General features: G+C 37.9%; 10 protein-coding genes. 7 read left to right on the top strand and 3 right to left on the bottom strand.

The window, feature by feature from the left end; all coding sequences use genetic code 11:
- Positions 1–158: 158 nt before the first annotated feature.
- Entirely contained in the window at positions 159–629 is a 471-nt protein-coding gene (locus ACO05G_RS09190; RefSeq protein WP_421765680.1) for a hypothetical protein, read from the top strand.
- A 2-nt stretch (positions 630–631) separates the two neighbouring features.
- Here the strand turns inward: ACO05G_RS09190 and ACO05G_RS09185 are convergent, their stop codons facing one another.
- A complete protein-coding gene (locus ACO05G_RS09185; protein ID WP_421765679.1) occupies positions 632–1,111 on the bottom strand; it encodes a hypothetical protein in 480 nt (159 codons plus the stop codon).
- A gap of 74 nt (positions 1,112–1,185) precedes the next feature.
- On the opposite strand from ACO05G_RS09185, the gene ACO05G_RS09180 reads away from it, so the two are divergent.
- Genes ACO05G_RS09180 through ACO05G_RS09165 form a run of 4 tightly spaced genes read left to right on the top strand, consistent with a single transcriptional unit; the run spans position 1,186 to position 12,863 of the window.
- The gene (locus ACO05G_RS09180; protein ID WP_421765678.1) at positions 1,186–2,340 is read left to right on the top strand and encodes a TIGR03032 family protein; all 1,155 of its coding nucleotides are present in this window, start codon (positions 1,186–1,188) and stop codon (positions 2,338–2,340) included.
- The gene (locus ACO05G_RS09175) at positions 2,333–4,750 is read left to right on the top strand and encodes a tetratricopeptide repeat protein (RefSeq protein WP_421765677.1); all 2,418 of its coding nucleotides are present in this window, start codon (positions 2,333–2,335) and stop codon (positions 4,748–4,750) included. The genes ACO05G_RS09180 and ACO05G_RS09175 overlap by 8 nt, the downstream gene beginning before the upstream one ends.
- Entirely contained in the window at positions 4,747–6,864 is a 2,118-nt protein-coding gene (locus tag ACO05G_RS09170) for a tetratricopeptide repeat protein (RefSeq protein ID WP_421765676.1), read from the top strand. The genes ACO05G_RS09175 and ACO05G_RS09170 overlap by 4 nt, the downstream gene beginning before the upstream one ends.
- Before the next feature lie 56 nt (positions 6,865–6,920).
- A complete protein-coding gene (locus ACO05G_RS09165) occupies positions 6,921–12,863 on the top strand; it encodes an FG-GAP-like repeat-containing protein (protein ID WP_421765675.1) in 5,943 nt (1,980 codons plus the stop codon).
- Positions 12,864–12,909: 46 nt separating this feature from the next.
- On the opposite strand, the gene ACO05G_RS09160 is transcribed toward ACO05G_RS09165, so the two are convergent.
- The gene (locus tag ACO05G_RS09160; RefSeq protein WP_421765674.1) at positions 12,910–14,505 is read right to left on the bottom strand and encodes a mechanosensitive ion channel family protein; all 1,596 of its coding nucleotides are present in this window, start codon (positions 14,503–14,505) and stop codon (positions 12,910–12,912) included.
- Positions 14,506–14,585: 80 nt separating this feature from the next.
- Between ACO05G_RS09160 and ACO05G_RS09155 the strand changes: the two genes are divergently transcribed.
- Positions 14,586–16,628 carry a M3 family metallopeptidase gene (locus ACO05G_RS09155; RefSeq protein WP_421765673.1) on the top strand — a complete coding sequence of 681 codons (2,043 nt, stop codon included), beginning with the start codon at positions 14,586–14,588 and terminating at the stop codon, positions 16,626–16,628.
- 2 nt (positions 16,629–16,630) lie between these two features.
- Here ACO05G_RS09155 and ACO05G_RS09150 read toward each other — a convergent pair whose 3' ends face one another.
- A complete protein-coding gene (locus ACO05G_RS09150; RefSeq protein ID WP_421765672.1) occupies positions 16,631–17,629 on the bottom strand; it encodes a hypothetical protein in 999 nt (332 codons plus the stop codon).
- A 126-nt stretch (positions 17,630–17,755) separates the two neighbouring features.
- Between ACO05G_RS09150 and ACO05G_RS09145 the strand changes: the two genes are divergently transcribed.
- Entirely contained in the window at positions 17,756–19,480 is a 1,725-nt protein-coding gene (locus tag ACO05G_RS09145) for a DUF1800 domain-containing protein (protein WP_421765671.1), read from the top strand.

Here is a 19,480-nt window from a genome sequence, read left to right as displayed (position 1 = left end):
AATAGACGAAATATTGCAATTCATTGTTGCTAATCTTGTTTTTGTCGAAATTTTCTAGCCCGGAATATCAATTTCAATAGTATTGTATAAGAATATTTCTATTCTTGTAGTGTCAGCTGCTATTAAAAATTTGTGATACTACATGAAAAAATATAGCAATGAAAACAGTCACCGTCATACTCCTTTCCATACTCTCCTTATGTAGTTCGGCCCAATTTTATTCAGGGTATTACGTAAGTGACCCTCAAGTGCATTCCTTTGATCATTTTAAAATCAAGCATAAGCATGATCATACCCAATTAGATGGAGATCTCATTATCCATGCCTATTTAGACAATGATGAACTTTGGGAACAGTCGGCACATTATGTAGAAGATGATGAGTTAAGATCTAAATTGATTGAAGATTACAGTCATGGGGAGGATGTTATATCTGTTCATCTTTTAAAATTTATGTGGGATGGCAATGAATGGGAATATATTTTGCTTGGCTACATAAATCCCGATAAGCATCGACATTTTATCGTCATTGAAGAAATTTTTAATGATGAGACTGAGACGCGATTGCTAGAATTTAATCGTTTTGATTGGATAAAAGGACACCACATTCTAAGTTCAGAAACGAACTAAAATCACTCAATTTCAGCTTCATCGAAGTACGCAACACGTAGCTGAATCCCATGTTCATTGAATCCTATTAGTGTTAGATTGTGACATTCGGTAACAACAGCCCGGGTTTTGTTATTTAACATCTTATTTTCAAAAGAAACGAAAATTCCGATGATATTTTCTGATTTAGATATTTCATTGAAATAATCAAAAGTCGCATTGAAAAGAGATTTGGATAATCCTTTGATACGATGATTTTTGCCAATGAAAGATCGATAAAACAGAAAACGCTGATTCATTAATTCATAAATTCCTTTTACACCTGAGGAGACGCCAACTATTTCTTTACCTTTTTTAGCAATAGCGATAACTTCTTCAACTCTTTTTTTAGCAATTCTTACATCAGAAAATGCTCCTTCTTTTTCCCAAAATGCCAAAATATCTTTTTTCTGTTTATCAGTAATGGATGAATGAGTGATGACAATTTCAAACTCTTTCTGCATGTTGCTTTAATTTGTGAGCTAAATATATCTAATGTATTATTATCTACGTTTTTTCGAGCTAATACAAAAACTACATGCAAACTGAAGAACCCCAGGAAACCATAGAAAAAGATGGAGAGAATCCATTTACCTATCAGCACTCAAAGTCATTCGCTCAGATACTTAATCAATTAAAAAGTAGTTTGGTACTGAGTACCTATCAGACAGGAAAGGTGGTGATGTTTAGTCCGAAGGATGACCAACAGATGATTCAGCTACCTAGAAATTTTAGAAAGCCTATGGGAGTCGCTTCACACGATAAGTACCTTGCAGTTGCGTGCTTAAATGAGATTGTATTAATGCATAGATCTGCGAATGCGGCAAAGTCATATCCTAAAAAGCCAAATACATATGATGCGATGTATTTACCTCGATCCACTCATTATACTGGTTCGGTTGACACGCATGATATAAGCTATGGGAAAGGTGGGTTGTGGGCGGTAATTACGCAATTTTCCTGTATTGCTCAATTAGATCCACGCTTTAGCTTTCTTCCAAAATGGAAACCACACTTCATAACAGATATCGCACCTGGAGATAAATGTCATTTGAACGGTATGACCTTAAAAAATGGGGTGCCCAAATATGTAACAGCACTTGGGGTTTCAGATAAGCCTGGAGGGTGGAGAGAAAATAAATTGAAAGGTGGAATCTTGATGGATGTTGAGACCAACGAAATTTTGCTAGATGGTCTTGCTATGCCACATAGCCCTCGGTTGGTAGGAGATGATGTCTTTTATTTACAATCTGCAGATGGTGAACTTTGGAAATACAATATCCCATCCAAATCAAATGAGCGTATTTGTGAAGTCCCTGGTTTTGCCAGAGGAATGTCTTTTTATCAGAATTTCTTATTCATTGGATTATCCAAAATAAGGGAAGACAGTAAAGACTTTGGCAAAATGCCGATAGCTTCAAAAAACCCGAAAGCAGGAGTGGCTATCGTCAATCTAAGGACAAATAGGGTTGAGGGTATATTGGAATATCAGAACGCTGTTAAAGAATTGTATGATGTACACATTCTCCCCGGAATTACCCGACCCAACATATTAAACAACCTTAATGATGTTCATAGTCGTGCGATAATTACTCCAAAGAAAATCTACTGGCAAGAACCAAAGGATGAAAGCAATAAAAATGATCTTTCGACTAAAAATTCGAATACCACTCAGGTAGATCAAAATGAGTAAGGCAAACATCAGTACTTATTTTGATACTGCACAAGCTTTTTTAAATGAGGGAAAGCTGAAAGAAGCTAAAAATCTGTTTAATGAAATCCTTAAAGTAAAACCTAATCACCTTCCATCCCTGCTCATGAAGGGAAGAATCTTATCGATGGAGGGAAAGTATAAGATGGCAATTGAGCATAACAATCAGGCGCTATCCATTTTCCCATTAGATATAAATTTAAGACTCCAATCGGGTAAACTTCACTTAAGAATCAATGAACTAAAAAAAGCTAGGGTCATATTTGATTCACTAGAGCAGGAATTTCCGAATATTCCTCAGATTCATTTTCAATCTGCAATCTGCTACCGTAAACTAAATAGACTTGCCGAAGCAGAATCAAGCTATAAAAAGGTATTACACGTGCAGCCCAAACACCTTCAGTCTGTTAATAATTTGGCCAATATCTATCAGTTGAGCCATCGTTACGAAGAGGCTGAAAGTCTTTATGATACCTTGATAAGGTCTGGAATTAGAGACAGCATGGTTTATGCCAATAAAGCGAGCGTTCAATTTAAAAAAGGTAATGAATATGAAGCAGAGGAATGTTTTTTGGAGGCAATCAAGCTAAACAATCAAAATGTGCTGGCGCTTTATAATTTATCCTTAATCTATTATTCCAGCCATAAGCAAGAACAATCTTATAAATTCTTGGAAATGGCTCTCACTATCGAGCCGAAAAATGTGAAGTTATTAAGCTTAAAAGCACTTTTTTCTTATTCGAATGGTGAGAGGGAATCAGCCAAACAACAACTTAAGACGTTGTTGAAAGAATATCCGAATGAAGAGGAACCTCATTTAAAATTAGCCAGAATATATGTAGAGGAATTGAGGTTTGAATCAGTGATTCAGTTATTACAACCTTTAAAAGGGAATGAATTATTGTCAGATGAAACTCATTTTTTATTGGGCATAGCATATGATCAACTTCAACTTTTTTCAGCTGCTATTGACCAGCTTTCAAAACTTGCGGGTCATCCAAAATTCGCACTAAGAGCATTGATGACGATTCAGATGATATATTCTAAATGTGGTGAAGTGGACAAATATGATGAAATGATGTCCAGGGTTATAAAAGCTCTTAACCAGTTCCTTGAAGGCAGTTTCGGAGAAGCTGATATTCCCGTTTATAACCTGGCTTATTATCCATTTGATCATAACTTGATAACCAAAATATTAAAAAAACATGCGAGTAACCTTGAAAGACGTATTAACCCCATAAAGGAAGAACTAAATTTTTCATACAACTTAATTGATTCGAAAAGAATAAAAATTGGATATCTATCTCCCAATTTTAAGGTTCACCCGGACTCTCAACTCATTAAGGATTTTTTTAAGTACCATGACCGTGACAGGTTTGAAGTCTATGCTTTCTCATTGCAAAAGAACGATGATGACATGTATAGATTTATAGAGAAGGAATCTGATCATTTTGTTGATCTTTCCTATTGCAGTGCCACTGAAGCGGCAAGAAATATCAATCAATTAGGTGTTCAAATTTTAACATGTCTTTCCGGATATAATCTTGGAATGCGAATGGACATTCCTGCATTAAAGCCAACCCCTGTTCAGACTATGTTTATGGGATATAATGAATCCACACAAGCATCTTTCATTGACTATGTTTTTGGAGACTGTGTTACCATAACGGAGGAAACCAGATCATTCTTTAGTGAATCAATTATTGAGCTACAGACTAGCTATTTCTCAAACTCGCAGATGATTCCCAGTAATAAAAATGTAACCAAAGAAGCCTATGGAATTCCGCATGATGTATTTGTTTATGGATGTTTAAACCATCCACGTAAAATTGGTCCGCAAATTATCCATACATGGGCTGAGATATTAAAGAAACATTCCGAAAGCATACTTTGGCTTTATAGGATAAATGAATTCACTGAGAAGAATATTAAGAAAGCTTTCGTGAACTTTGGTGTAGCAGAAAATAGGGTGATCTTTTGTGGAAAGGAGCCTTTTAGAGACCATATTAAACGTTTAACGCTAATCGACTTATTTCTGGACACACCGGTTTATAATGGTCATACAACTTGTTTGGAGGCATTATGGATGGGGATTCCCGTTTTGACAATAAAAGGAAATACAGTTAGTTCTCGTTTATGTGCTTCTTTTTTAACCTCACTAGAACTTGAGCAATTCATAAGCGACGATTTAAAGGCTTATACCAATAAAGCGGTGGAATTTGCTAAGGATTTAACTGTACTCAATCAAACAAAAGAATACCTGGAGAAGGCAAAAGGTGGAATAGGTATTTTTAACGTAGAAGGTCAGGTAAGAAAGATTGAGGCAGCTTACGAAACCATTTGGGAACGACACTTAAAAGGACTGGAGCCAGTTCATCTAAAGATACCTTGAAAACTGAAGAGTATATCCATCGAATCAAATCGATTAAATCGAGACTTCAACAGGATGATTTAGATCAGCTTGAAGCAGAAATCGAACAATTGACAGAAGCAAGACCTGAGAGAGTCGGAGGGTACTTGTTGAAAGTTGAGATAGCACTACGAAATAGTGATATAGAAAAAGCAATTGCTGTTCTTGAGAAAGGTAGCTTAAAATGCGCTGATGAGCGTATAAAGATTCAACTAACTATTTTATACAGTAAAGAGCGAAGATTTGAGGAATCAATTGATTTAGGGAAAGAGCTAGTAGAAAGAAATCCTGATAATTTAACGCTCTGTCTAGCTTATGCTAAGTCACTTGGAGCAATAAAAAAAATAACAGAATCAATTCGTATTCTGAAAAAATGCTTAACCATTGATTCCAATCACATAGGAGTTCTAAATGAATTGGCTCACATATATTTTAAGATTGAGGATTTCGAAAAAGCGAAATCACTTTATCAACAAATTCTCGAAATATCACCTTCAAAAGGTATTTCATGGGTTAATATTGGGAATATTCAGGTGAAAAATGCTGAATATCGGGATGCGATAACATCCTATCAGAAGTCACTTGAACTAGATCCCACATTATCGGAAGCCTATTACAATCTGGGTCAAGTTTATTCCAATATTCTTGGTGACAAAGTAAAAAGTTTAGAGTGGTACCAGAGAGGTTACCGATTAGGTAAAGGGAATAGCAGTACGGTACTTGAAATTTTGGCAATTGTCACTAAGTGGCAGCTTGCTGACTGGTCAAGCTATATATCAGAAAATGAGCGGTTGGGTAACTTACTTTTAGATTACTTAAATCAAGAGATAATTCATAATTTGGTTCCTTATGAGTTGAGCTTTGCTGGCATACACCCACAAGTATATATGAAGGTAGCAGCGAAGTATTCGAACGCTATTAAAGAATCCCTAACTGTCAGCAAGCACAATAGAAGTTACGATCATTCAATAGGGGAGGGTAAGGTTAGGGTTGGTTATTATTCTCCTAATTTCCGACTTCACCCCGGAGGATTTTTAGTGCGAACACTCTTCGAGCATCACGATCGATCAAAATTTGAAATACATGCTTTCTCTCTAGTCAGTTCGGAAGATTACGTTAAAAATGACATTGAGGAGGCCACAGATTACTTCCATGATGTTTCTAAAATGACTTCAGTCGAAATAGCAGACTTTATTAATAGGGAAAAGATAGATGTTCTGGTTGCATTAGCTGGTTATAATACACAGATGAAACTAGATGTGTTGGCACTTAAACCTGCTCCCATCCAGATTATGACTTTAGGATCTCATGAAACGACTGGTTCAAACTTTATTGATTATGTTTTTTCTGATAGTGTAGCCAGCAAAGAACAGCTTAAGGATTTTTATTCTGAATCAATTATTACCCTTCCATGCTCCATCATGTTTAATTGTCCCTTACCAGAGGTGAATGCGAATTCTACCAATCGGGCAGATCATAATTTACCAGAAAATAAATTTGTGTTTGCAAGTTTTAACCACCCTCGAAAATTAGATCCTGCCACGATAGACACATGGGTGAAAATTCTTCAAGCTTCAAAAGATTCCGTACTTTGGATATATCATGGAGGTATTCCAAAAATTGCTCAGAACCTTAAGGAATATTTTAAGAAGAAAGGTGTTTTTGATAAAGTAGTTTTCGCCGATAAGGTTGAAATAAATCAGCATTGGGAGCGAATTAAACATGCGGATGTCTTACTTGACTGTTTTACTTATAACGCGCATTTTACCGCTATTGAGTTTTTGAGATACGGTGTACCTATGATAACTCTTAAGGGTGATTCACATAATTCAAGATTAGGATCCAGCATTTTGCATTTTGCAGGACTGTCAGATTTAATTGCGAATTCTGTAGCGGAGTATATCGCACTCGCATTGGATAGGCATAAAGTTTATTCATTTAAAGAAAAACTAGCTGAGAAAAATCAACTACTTTTCGATTCGTGGATGCAGGTTAAATATCTGGAATCAGCTTATAAAAAGGCCCTTGATATGTTTCGAAGAAACAAAGTCAAGTCATTTAAAGTGAAGCCCTTATTGCCATTTGATTCCAAATAAATTAGTACCTTAGTAGGGTTATACTAGACATACGTACTGCCAAAAAACACCACACTATGAATAATCTTTATTCAATCACGCTACAACGAACAAAAGAAAAGTATTTAAAATTTAAAAATCGCCTGGAAAAAAGCATCTCATCCGGAAGGTTTAATAGCCTTTCAAGGAAGAGTAAAAATCGACTTGTTAGGCGAGTAGATAAATATAAATCTAAACTTGACGAAGTAAACCTTGCTGTGAAAGGGTCACTTGTTGCTGGTTCAGTATTGGCAGCTTCAGTTATACCTCAAGATGCTATCGCAAAGGACGAACGATCCGAGTTTGATAGAGGGGCATTGTCATTCGATAATGAAGAATCCGAAGAAATTCTGAATCCGATTAAAGAAGCAATAGCAAAACGCAATACGTTTAAAATTGACGAATCTGTTGCGGGCTTGAATGACCTTGATGGTGACGGTAATAATAAGTTTTTCGCAACAGGTGGTTTAGCAGTTTCACTGGTCAATTTCACGGAAAATAACGCAAATAGAGGAGATATTATTGGCGTACTGGTAGCCCAAGATTTAGGTGGTTATGGTCTTTCTCCGGACGGTATTACATTCAGCTTTGCAACCGGTGATGGGACCAATGATGCAGACAATGCCAAATTCGAAATTGTTAATAACAATCAATTAATAGTTGCCGCAGCAACCACATTAGATTTTGAAACACAAAATTCTTTTAACCTATTTATCAATGTAGATGATGGAGATATTCCAGCAGACTATGCCATCACAATGTATATGGAGAATTCTCCAGAGCAGGGGGTAGGTACTTTCGATAAAACAGGGGAACAACTTTCAACCTTTAGAATGAACAATGGTTCGACGGCTGATCTTGACGGAGACGGTATTGAAGAGTTGATCTTTACAGGAAGAGAAGATAAGTATTCTGGTACACGAATTTTTGTTCAAAATATTGGAATAGGAGGAGATCCAGTTGAAGTTTATAGCACAGGAAGCATCGCAAGAGCAGCAGACATTGATGGAGATGGGGATTTAGATTTGGTGGTTGGGGTATCAAATTATCTACGCCTACTTCAAAATGATGGTTCGGGTAACTTCACCTACTATAACTCTGTAGCATACAGCTTTGGCTCTGTTTATGATATAGAGGTAGCTGACTTTGATCAAAATGGCAAGGTAGATTTTGCAGTCGCAGGTAGTTCAAATACACGAGTACTGCTGGATAATGGCTCTGCGATGAGTGTAGCTAATTCAGGGACTGTCTATGATTTAAGTGTTGGAGATTTTGATCAGGACGGTTTTCCAGATCTTGCATTTATTGATGGCTATAATGCTGTTGCGATACGTGAAAATGTAGATGGTTCGTATTTCAGCTTCACAACATCTAGCTACCAAAACTCCCCTAGAAAAGTGGAGTTTTCAGATATTGATGGAGATGGGGATGATGATGTTATCGCTGTTGGTTACGATATTATAACACTGACCAATTATGGCGGCTCATTTTCAGGATCATCTACAGTTTATCTATCAAGTTACCTATATGACAAAGACCACATCGCTATAGTAGATATTGATGGGGATGGTGATGATGATTTGGTAGTAAACACCTATGTCTACTCTAATAACTTTGAGGATAGCTACAATGAAATTACTGTTCATACGAATGTAGCTGGAGTATTTTCTACAGCTCAAAGTTTTCAGTCAGATATAGATAATCAGGGCATAAGAACACTGTTTGCAGGAGATATTGATGCCGATGATGATTTAGATATCATTATTAGTAGGGACATTCCCAATAATTCACCGAGCGGAGGAGATGATTATCAAGTGTTGGTTCTTGAAAATAGAAATGTTGCTCCATATATCTCATCTTTTAATGGGAAACTTAGACTAGAAGAAAACCAGTCACCCGGAACTCTAGGATCATTTACGTTCTATGATCCTAATGGAGAGTCAATTACGGCAACTCCATTTGATGGTGACAATGACAATGACCTTTTCAGCTATTCTGGTTCAGACTTATCACTTGTAGGAAATGTTGACTGGGAAGAAGTTGGTAGTACTGTTACTTTCCAGTTCGAACTTGGAGATAGTTATTCTACAAGAGTTGAAGATGTGACATTTGCAGTAAACAACTTAGTAGAAGCTGGGAGTGGGACATTTGAGTCAGAGCCTGTTCCATTATTTGGAAAACAACGTACAAGACATGCTATTTCAGGTGACTTTGATAATGATGGTGATCAGGACTTAATGAAAGTATCTTTTACATCTGGTGGTGGAGGCATTGAGGTTATTGGACCGTTAGATTCTCAATTTCCTAACAGTATGTTCAATCAAATTGAAGATGGAACATTTATAGAGGAGCCAATTTATGATTTATCATCCAGGCTTGATGTGCCCCTTTTTATTGATCTGGACAATGATGGAGATTTGGATCTTGTGGGAGAGACTGACGGTGGAGAGGGCAATGTAATTGCCAGATTGATAAATGAAGATGGTGTATTTGATCGAAGAGATTCCTATGGAAATAATTTTCGAATAGATTTTATGCAATCAGGTGATTTCGATAATGATGGAATTACCGAACTCGTAATACTTGACGATTACTTCAATAGTCAGATTATGGTATTTGATGTGGATGATGGTGGAGAGATGAGCCAAACAGATTCTTTCTATACAAATTATTCAGGTTCATATATTGTAACGGATAATATTGTCAATTTGGAGGTTGGCGATATCAATGGTGATGGATTTGATGACTTACTTCTTACCGTAACCAATGGTGGGGATGATGTGATGATTCCTGGAGGTGAATTTGGGTTGAATACTTCGCTTGCAACTTCGGTGATTACCGATCCGGACTATGGTAGTATTAACTCAAAATTAGTCGATATAGATGGAGACGGAGACCTTGATATTGTCCTTCATACCGTATACGATGATACTAACTATTACTCAGAAATTGACATTCATTTAAATGATGGCAATGGGTATTTCACATCTGGAGGTTCATTTTTAACAGGTGGAGAAAACGGAGGTGAACTCGCGCTTGGAGATATAGATGGGGATGGATCTCCTGACCTAATTACGATTAGTGGTTCAAATAGTGGAGGTACCTATACATCTTATTTAAAAATTTGGACAAATGATGGTTCGGGTACGTTTACATTATCTCAAGAGCTACCATTTGAAGATGGTTTAGGTGGTCAGCTAAGTTTGATGGATGTGGATGGAGATGATGATAATGACATTATTTTCGAGTACAACAAATACACTGTAGCACTGATCAATGCTAATGTTGCACCAACAGCAATTGTATTATCAGGAACTTCTCTCGATGAACATTTGGCCATTGATTCTGAAGTAGCAACCCTATCTGCAACAGATGCAAACGCTTTGGATACGCATACTTTCAGTTTAGTAGAAGGAGATGGATCGAATGATTTACATAATGGTTATTTTAGAATTGATGGGAACAGTTTGCAAATAATAAAAGATGCGAAATTTGAGGATACTCCTCAACTTTTCATTAACCTGGAAGCCTCTGATGATAGTGGGGCCAGTGTTACAGAGGCATTTGTTTTGACTGTTAATGATATAAATCAAGCTCCTACCGCCATTACTTTGTCAGCGTCCTCGCTCGATGAGAATACACCGGCAGGATCGGCAGTAGCAACGATAGATGCAACAGATGCGAACGCCGCAGATGAACATACCTTTACTTTGGTAGCTGGAGATGGCAGCAACGATGCAGATAACGACAAGTTTGTCGTCGAAGGTGATCAGTTGATCATTAAGCAAGCGTCAAGCTTCGAAACACAGTCCAGCTATAACATCTACTTATCAGCTGCAGATTCAGAGGGAAGTGTAGCACAAGCCTTTACCTTGACTGTTAACAATACGAATGAAGTACCAACAGCCATTACTTTGTCAGCGTCCTCTCTCGATGAGAATACACCGGCAGGATCGGCAGTAGCAACGATAGATGCAACAGATGTTAATGCTTCTGATGAGCATACCTTCAGTTTGGTAGCAGGCGATGGCAGCAACGATGCAGATAACGACAAGTTTGTCGTCGAAGGTGATCAGTTGATCATTAAGCAAGTGTCAAGCTTTGAAACACAGTCCAGCTATAACATCTACTTATCAGCTGCAGATTCAGAGGGAAGTGTAGCACAAGCCTTTACTTTGACTGTTAACAATACGAATGAAGTACCAACAGCCATTACTTTGTCAGCGTCCTCTCTCGATGAGAATACACCGGCAGGATCAGCAGTAGCAACGATAGATGCAACAGATGCGAATGCCGCAGATGAACATACTTTTACTTTGGTAGCTGGCGATGGCAGCAACGATGCAGATAACGACAAGTTTGTTGTCGAAGGTGATCAGTTGATCATTAAGCAAGCGTCAAGCTTCGAAACACAGTCCAGCTATAACATCTACTTATCAGCGGCAGATTCAGAGGGAAGTGTAGCACAAGCCTTTACTTTGACTGTTAACAATACGAATGAAGTACCAACAGCCATTACTTTGTCAGCGTCCTCTCTCGATGAGAATACACCGGCAGGATCAGCAGTAGCAACGATAGATGCAACAGATGCGAATGCCGCAGATGAACATACTTTTACTTTGGTAGCTGGCGATGGCAGCAACGATGCAGATAACGACAAGTTTGTCGTCGAAGGTGATCAGTTGATCATTAAGCAAGTGTCAAGCTTCGAAACACAGTCCAGCTATAACATCTACTTATCAGCGGCAGATTCAGAGGGAAGTGTAGCACAAGCCTTTACTTTGACTGTTAACAATACGAATGAAGTACCAACAGCCATTACTTTGTCAGCGTCCTCTCTCGATGAGAATACACCGGCAGGATCGGCAGTAGCAACGATAGATGCGACAGATGTTAACGCTTCTGATGAGCATACCTTCAGTTTGGTAGCTGGAGATGGCAGCAACGATGCAGATAACGACAAGTTTGTCGTCGAAGGTGATCAGTTGATCATTAAGCAAGCGTCAAGCTTCGAAACACAGTCCAGCTATAACATCTACTTATCAGCGGCAGATTCAGAGGGAAGTATAGCACAAGCCTTTACTTTGACTGTTAACAATACAAATGAAGCACCAACAGCCATTACTTTGTCAGCGTCCTCACTCGATGAGGATACTCCTGCCGGGTCTGCAGTAGCAACGATAGATGCAACGGATGTTAATGCTTCTGATGAGCATACCTTCAGTTTGGTAGCAGGCGATGGCAGTAATGATAGAGATAACAACAAGTTTGTCGTCGAAGGTGATCAGTTGATCATTAAGCAAGCATCACGGTTTGAAACGCAGGCTAATTACAATATTTATTTATCCGCTTCAGACAATGAAGGCAGTGTGGCTCAGGCATTTGTGCTAAGTGTAATTGATGTTAATCAGGCTCCTACATCTATCTCTCTCTCGATAACATCAATTGATGAGAGTGTAAGTCCTGGATCGACAGTTGCATTGATATCAGCAACAGATCCAAATGTCGGAGATTCTCCAACCTTTGCATTGGTCGAAGGAGACGGAACTAATGATGGCCATAATGATATGTTTGTTATCGTTGAGAACGAACTCATTTTAATCGATGAGATTGAGTTTAATGATCTTGAGTCGATCAATATTAATATCCAGGCGGATGATGGCGAGGAAACTTTTGAACAGGCATTCACTTTGGTTGTAAACGAAGTTCTAGGTCTTTCGGATGAGATCAGCAATACATTAGGTGTTTACCCTAATCCAGGCAATGACAGATTCCAAATCAACTTTGAGAATAATGTGAGAGGTGCTGTAACTATTAAAGTCTCAGACCTTTCAGGTAAGGTTGTCCATTCTATTTCATCTTTTAAAGATCAAATGGAATTTGTACACTCCATAGACATGTCCTCGGCGGAAGCTGGAATCTATCTCATTGAGTTAATTACAGTTGGAGAGGTAATTACTCAGCGTTGGATAAAGAAGTAAAATAATTGACTAAAAAAAGAGTGACTGAGTTATCAGTCACTCTTTTTTATTGCTTTTTGAAAAAAGATTGAAGCTTCATTTCAGCTTCATTTCCTGAAAGGTATGTCGGTGATAAAGAGGGTTGACCTGGTAGATTCTCTACATGCAGCGTTTGAGTTGGGAATGCGAAGTTGACACCTAATTCATTTCCAAGCTTCATGATGCTCATTAATATCTCGTGTCTACATTGGAGCTCTTCTTTCCAGGTTGGTACATTAAAGAAGATATAGAACATGATATTCAAGGAAAATGAAGCCATTTCATTAAAGTATACATGGTAGTTATCCTTCCATGTGTTTGGATGTTCTTCGACAATAGTTCTAAGTCCTTCCACAAATACATCAATCATCTCAGGAGGTGTATCATAAGTAATTGAAATCTGCGTGTAAAACCTTCGATATTTTCTCAATCCATGATTGTCAATGGTATTGTCTGCAAGTTTGCTGTTTGGGACATAAATGACGGAATTTCTAAATGTACGAATCCTTGAAGATCTGAACCCAACCTCTTCCACTGTTCCGTCTACATCATTTGATGTAATCCAATCGCCAACCTGAAATGGTTTATCCACAAAAATCATTACCGATCCGAAGAAGTTTTTGATTGTATCCTGAGCCGCTAAAGCAAATGCCAGGCCTCCAATAGATAAGCCGGTGAGTAGCGGAAGAATAGGTACATCCAGGTTATCAAGAATCAATAGTGTACCAATGATGATGACAAATGTTTTCAGTGTTTTTCTGAGCAGAGGAACCAATTGATCATCTAAAGTACTTTCCGTTCTTTGCGCTGCTCTTGCTAGAAAAATACTAAGGATGGAAACCAGACGGTACATAATAACGGTCCCAAACAGTGGTACCATCACTCGAAGAATAATGTTTACATATTTTGAGTAGGTGACAGGTAATTGTAAAGCAGGCGTAACTAAAAGCAGTAATAAGACAATAATAAAAACGCTGGTAGGTCGCGCAATTTGCCACAAGTATTTTTCAGAGGTATCACCAGCAAGACCAGATTTTTTGACGATTCTACTAAAAATTCTCTCAGTAAAAAACGCAAATATTTTATATACTAAGGCGCTTATAAGAGCAAGAATAAAAATTGTAACATACTGATAAGTGTAGAGACCAAAGGTCTTTTTTGTGCCTAGTTTGGGTAATAAGTTTAAAAGTTGACCGGTCCCAAACCTGAATGTTTCTGTGTATAGTTCATCTATGGTATCAATACTTGAATCGGAGAATAACCACTGGTCATTATCAGATTTAAGTAAGAACACCGTTGGGTAATTTTCTAATAGTACGTACTTGCTCTTATTACTAGCAGAGTCTACATAGGATTTTGTTTTTGGAATCTCATCCAGGTAGATTAAGATTCCTCGTCCATCAAGTACTCGTTTAAACTTTACTGCAGCATTTTTTGCTTCATTTTGTGTTCTTTCTGAGGTTTTAAATGGTAATGCAGCAAGCGAATCATTTTTGTTTTCCGGTTTTAGATTCTCAAGAAATGTTTTGACAGAGCCATGAGGAGAACTCAGGTTAACATAGTTGTCTTGACCAATAGCAGAAAATGTGAAGAATAATACGAAGGCGAGAAGAATAAATCTCATATGTCAGGTTGTTTCATGCAAAAGTAAACCCGAATGACAATTACATTTGCCGTCCATTCTGAAAATAAATAGTTGTGTTTATGGAAAATCCGCTTTTAGCCGCATTTGATACAAAATTTGAATTACCTCCATTCAAAAAAATTCAATCTGACCATTATGTTATTGCAATTGAAAAGGCATTGAATGAGGCGAAAGATGAGATAGCTAAAATTATTAAAAACTCTGAGAAGCCCACTTTTACAAACACTATTGAAGCATTGGAAAAAAGCGGTGAAAAACTTCAGCGAAATTCATCGATTCTTTTCAATCTGAACTCTGCTGAAACATCAGATGAACTGCAAAAAATTGCTCAGGAAATTTCACCAAAACTTGCGGCATTTAATAGTGAGGTAAAGCAAAACGAAAAACTGTTTGAGCGGGTAAAGGAAATCTTTCGGCAAAAAGAGAGTCTGGATTTATCTGGAGAACAAAAAAAGTTGCTTCATGACACCTATTTTGATTTCGTTCGACGTGGGGTGGAGCTAGAAGGCTCTAAAAAAGAGAGGTTCAAGGAAATCAGCATAGCGCTTTCAAAGCTATCCCTTAAGTTTTCAGAAAATGCATTAGCCGAATCGAATGCATTTGAAATGGTCATTACTAATGAGACAGATCTAGCTGGACTTCCAGACGATGTGAAGGGTAGAGCCAAAGAGCTAGCAATGCAAAAAGGCAATGAAAATACCTGGATTTTCACCCTTCAAGCACCCAGCTATATCCCATTTATGGAATATGCAGATAATCGGAGTTTAAGGGAGGAGATGTATAAAGCATATATGACCAAATGCTTTAAAGGAGATGATCGAGATAATCAGGAGGTAATTCTTAAAACCATCAGGCTCAAGGCAGAATTAGCGTCTCTCTTGGGCTACAAGACATTTGCCCATTATGTTTTGGAACAACGTATGGCAGAATCTCCTGATAAGGTTAGAACATTTTTGGATGACCTTTTAAGGAAGAGCTTGCCGAAAGCAAAGGAAGAAGTGGAGGAGATCAAAGAATTCATTAAGTCAGAAGGAGAAGATATAGAATTGCAAAGATGGGATTGGTCGTATTATTCTGAAAAATTAAGGAAAGAAAAATACGCATTAGATGACGAATTAGTGAAGCCGTACTTCAAGCTTGAGAATGTAATAGCGGGCGTTTTCACCACAGCAGAAAAATTGTATGGTATTTCTTTCAGGCCAAATGATGATCTGGAAGTTTATCATGAAGATGTTAAAGCTTACGAGGTGCTGAATGAATCTGGAGATGTTGTATCAGTTTTTCTTGCAGATTTTTTTCCAAGAGAGGGAAAGAGGGATGGTGCCTGGATGACCTCTTATAGAAGTCAACGATATGATGGTAATAGCCGAGTGATTCCGCAGGTAAGTATTGTCTGTAATTTTACTCCATCTTCTTCTACACATCCTTCTCTATTAAAGTTTAATGAGGTTAAAACACTTTTTCACGAGTTTGGGCATGCCCTTCATGGAATGCTTGCTGATACACATTACCAAAGCCTTTCAGGGACAAGTGTATATTGGGATTTTGTGGAGCTGCCGTCCCAAATCATGGAAAACTGGTGCTACGAAAAAGAATGTCTTGACCTATTTGCGAGACATTACGAAACAGGTGAGCTGATTCCTGAAGATCTCATCGATCGAATCAAAAAATCTTCAACATATCATGAGGCATTTGCTACTGTCAGACAATTAAGCTTTGGGCTACTGGATATGGCCTGGCACAGTTTGACACTAGAAGAAGCAAATGCGACAAGTGATGTGAGTGATTTTGAAGAAAATGCTTTTTCCTCGACAGACTTGTTTCCAAAGGTAGAGGGAACGAATATGAGTGTTCAGTTTAGTCATATTTTCGCAGGTGGATATGCGGCCGGATACTATAGCTACAAATGGGCAGAAGTGCTTGATGCGGATGCTTTTTCTCTTTTTAAAGAGAGGGGGGTCTTTGATAGGCAAACGGCAACCGCCTTTAAAGAACATATTTTAAGTAAAGGGGGTACTGAACATCCAATGACACTCTATAAGAAGTTTAGAGGACAGGAGCCTACGCCAGATGCATTGCTGAAGCGAGCAGGATTAGTTTAATGCTACAAATACTCGATCTCGGAAGCAAGTGATTTTTTATTAGAAGCCAGATCAGCCTCTAAGTCTGAGATGAGACTTGAGAAAACACTATGAAGCTTTCCTACTTCTTTCTGCTTTTCCGGTCTACCCCCAAACACCCGATCTTTTTCTGAGGGCGAAACGAGGTTACTAAAAAAGGCAGTATCGGTCGATATCTTATTAAGCAGTTTTGCTACTACTGGAAGAAGCGTTAGGACCTTATTAGGGGCAACAGATAATTCAGACTCTGGAATACTGTAAAGCATTGAGTTGATTTCTGAATCTCGCAGATTGATACGTTCATCATGGTCTGCTCTTAATGATTTGAGCAGCCTCGACATGGCTTTTAGGTTGCCATTTGTATGCTGATCTCTAGAGTTTATCCTTGCAATATTTAAAAAGGGCAAGTATTTCTTTACTTTCTTGTTCGCAAAATCGAATTCTGCAATGCCTCGATAGATTTCATTTCTTGTCTTCAGGTACTCCGCACTATTGATCCACATGGACGGAAGGATATCTATTTCACAGGTAGGCTTTTGAGCTGTAATCCTGATTCTTGTCTTATCGCTGTAATCAACAGACTTAAAAGTTGAATCTTTAGAAAGAACGTCAAGAAGATCCATGGCTAATGTCTGCATATCTGTATGTGGCTTATCAGAGATGTTCTTCTTAATTACCATAATCTCCACATCCCCATACAAAAGAATGTTCGTGTAGGTTTTCAAGGCTCCCTGATACCTGTAATCAACATCATACCCCTTTTTCTTTAGTGAGGTACTGATCATCTCATGGATTTTACGCGAATTGGCGTAGACTTTATATGCGTATGATGGATCTATTTCTACCATTGATTCCAATGCGTAGCGCAAGCAATCTGAGTATCCAGACTGGTGAAAAGCTTCTGAAAGCACCTGCTCACGTAGGGCCTCATCATACCTTCTTCCTTTTAGGTTTTCTACGAACAGGCTGTAATCGTGATCCATAGAGTGCCAAAATAATCAATTATATAGACATGAATTGTATTTTTAGAAGATTATTGTCCGGTAGGGTATTCCTTAAGAAGAATGTAGTATTAATATTCTGTATCTTTAGTATCGATAGCATTTCTTATGATTGAACAAATTAAAGACCCAAAGGATAGATTCAAAAATGATAAGTTAACTCAAAAACTGAGAGAGATACCATTATTCTTTTTTGAAGAAAATAAAGAACCTGCTACAATAAGTAGCAGAGCTACAGTGCTGTCTGGTTTGGCAGAATACACAGGGTCTTGGGACGAATTAACCTCAAGTCATTTACTAAAACGCTGCTTATTTGGTGTTAAAAAATCAGAAATAGACTATTTCAAGACATTAAGTATGAGTGAGGCCGTGGATCAGGTCATCTCGAGCTCACCTTCACCAGCTCCTCCTGTAAATGACTATGCCCCTGCATATGCTGACATTGAGGATCCGGATGTATTATTTGGAGAGACATGGATAAATGCACCACACAATAATGATATCGAAGGATATCGGATTTTATCCTTAAAAAGCTGGATTTTAAATAACATACTTGAACAGGAACCATCACTACATCAAAAGATGACCCTTTTTTGGCATAACCTGCTTGTAACTCAATTTTGGGATTTAAATATTGCTAAGGCATCATACAAATACTATAAGATGCTTTTCGACCATGCTTTTGGAAATTATAAATCATTGATTAAGCAACTCACTATCGACCCTGCAATGTTGTTCTTTCTCAATGGTACTTATAATAACAAGGAAGCCCCTGACGAGAATTATGCAAGAGAATTACAAGAGCTTTTTTGTATAGGCAAAGGACCTGATTCCAATTATACCGAGTCGGACGTACAGCAGGCAGCCAAGGTTCTGACAGGATGGGTGGTTGATTGGCAAAATACGATACTAGTTGAAGGTGAGCCAGACAGCTTTTTTTATGCACCATACCACGATACCTCTGACAAACAGTTTTCTTCATTTTATGAAAATAAAGTGATTGAGGGCAAGGCTGGTGATGAAGGTGCGAATGAGACGGATGAGTTGATCGATATGATTTTCGATAATAGTGAAACAGCACTTTACATCTGTAGAAGGCTTTACAACTTCTTTGTTTATCACGAAATAGATGAAGAAACAGAAAGCAATATCATTATACCGCTGGCTCAAATTCTTCGCGACGCAAACTTTCAGATAGAACCAGTTCTTAGGACTCTTTTCAAGAGTGAACACTTTTATGATGCAGCGAATAGAGGTGCTCAAATCAAGAATCCTATGGATCACTTACTTGGACTGTGGAGAACTATGGAGGTACCAAGATCAGAGGATTTATATGCCAAGCTAGTTATTAACAACTCATTATTATGGTCTATTTCTGAGGTTGGAATGGAACTCGGGGATCCTCCGTCTGTCTCTGGATGGCAGGCATATTATCAAGATCCGACATATGATCGGTTTTGGATTAATACGGATACGATTATCAAGCGAACAATAAGACAAGATTCTCTTATATACTGGGGACATTGGGTAAGCGAAAACCTTCAAATCAATGCAGACCTTATTGGTTTTGTTTCAACCTTTGATAATCCCGGAGATCCGGTTTTACTTATCGAAGAGATGAGTTTATTGCTTCTTGGCATACCATTATCAATTGATGCTGTTGAGGGAATGACAACAATTCTTAATGGTGACTTTGGGAATGGATATTGGGCAAGTATTTGGTATGACTTCATATATGATTCGGAGAATGAGGAAAAAAGAGTCACTGTTGAAAATAGGTTAAAGGCCATGTTGAGTCCATTTATGCAATTATCAGAATTTCAATTGATGTGA

Origin of the sequence: Ekhidna sp. (genome assembly GCF_965227465.1) — a bacterium.
Taxonomy (GTDB): Bacteria; Bacteroidota; Bacteroidia; order Cytophagales; family Cyclobacteriaceae; genus Ekhidna.
Note: the sequence above shows the minus strand (reverse complement) of the source record. Positions and strands in the feature narration are given on the sequence as shown.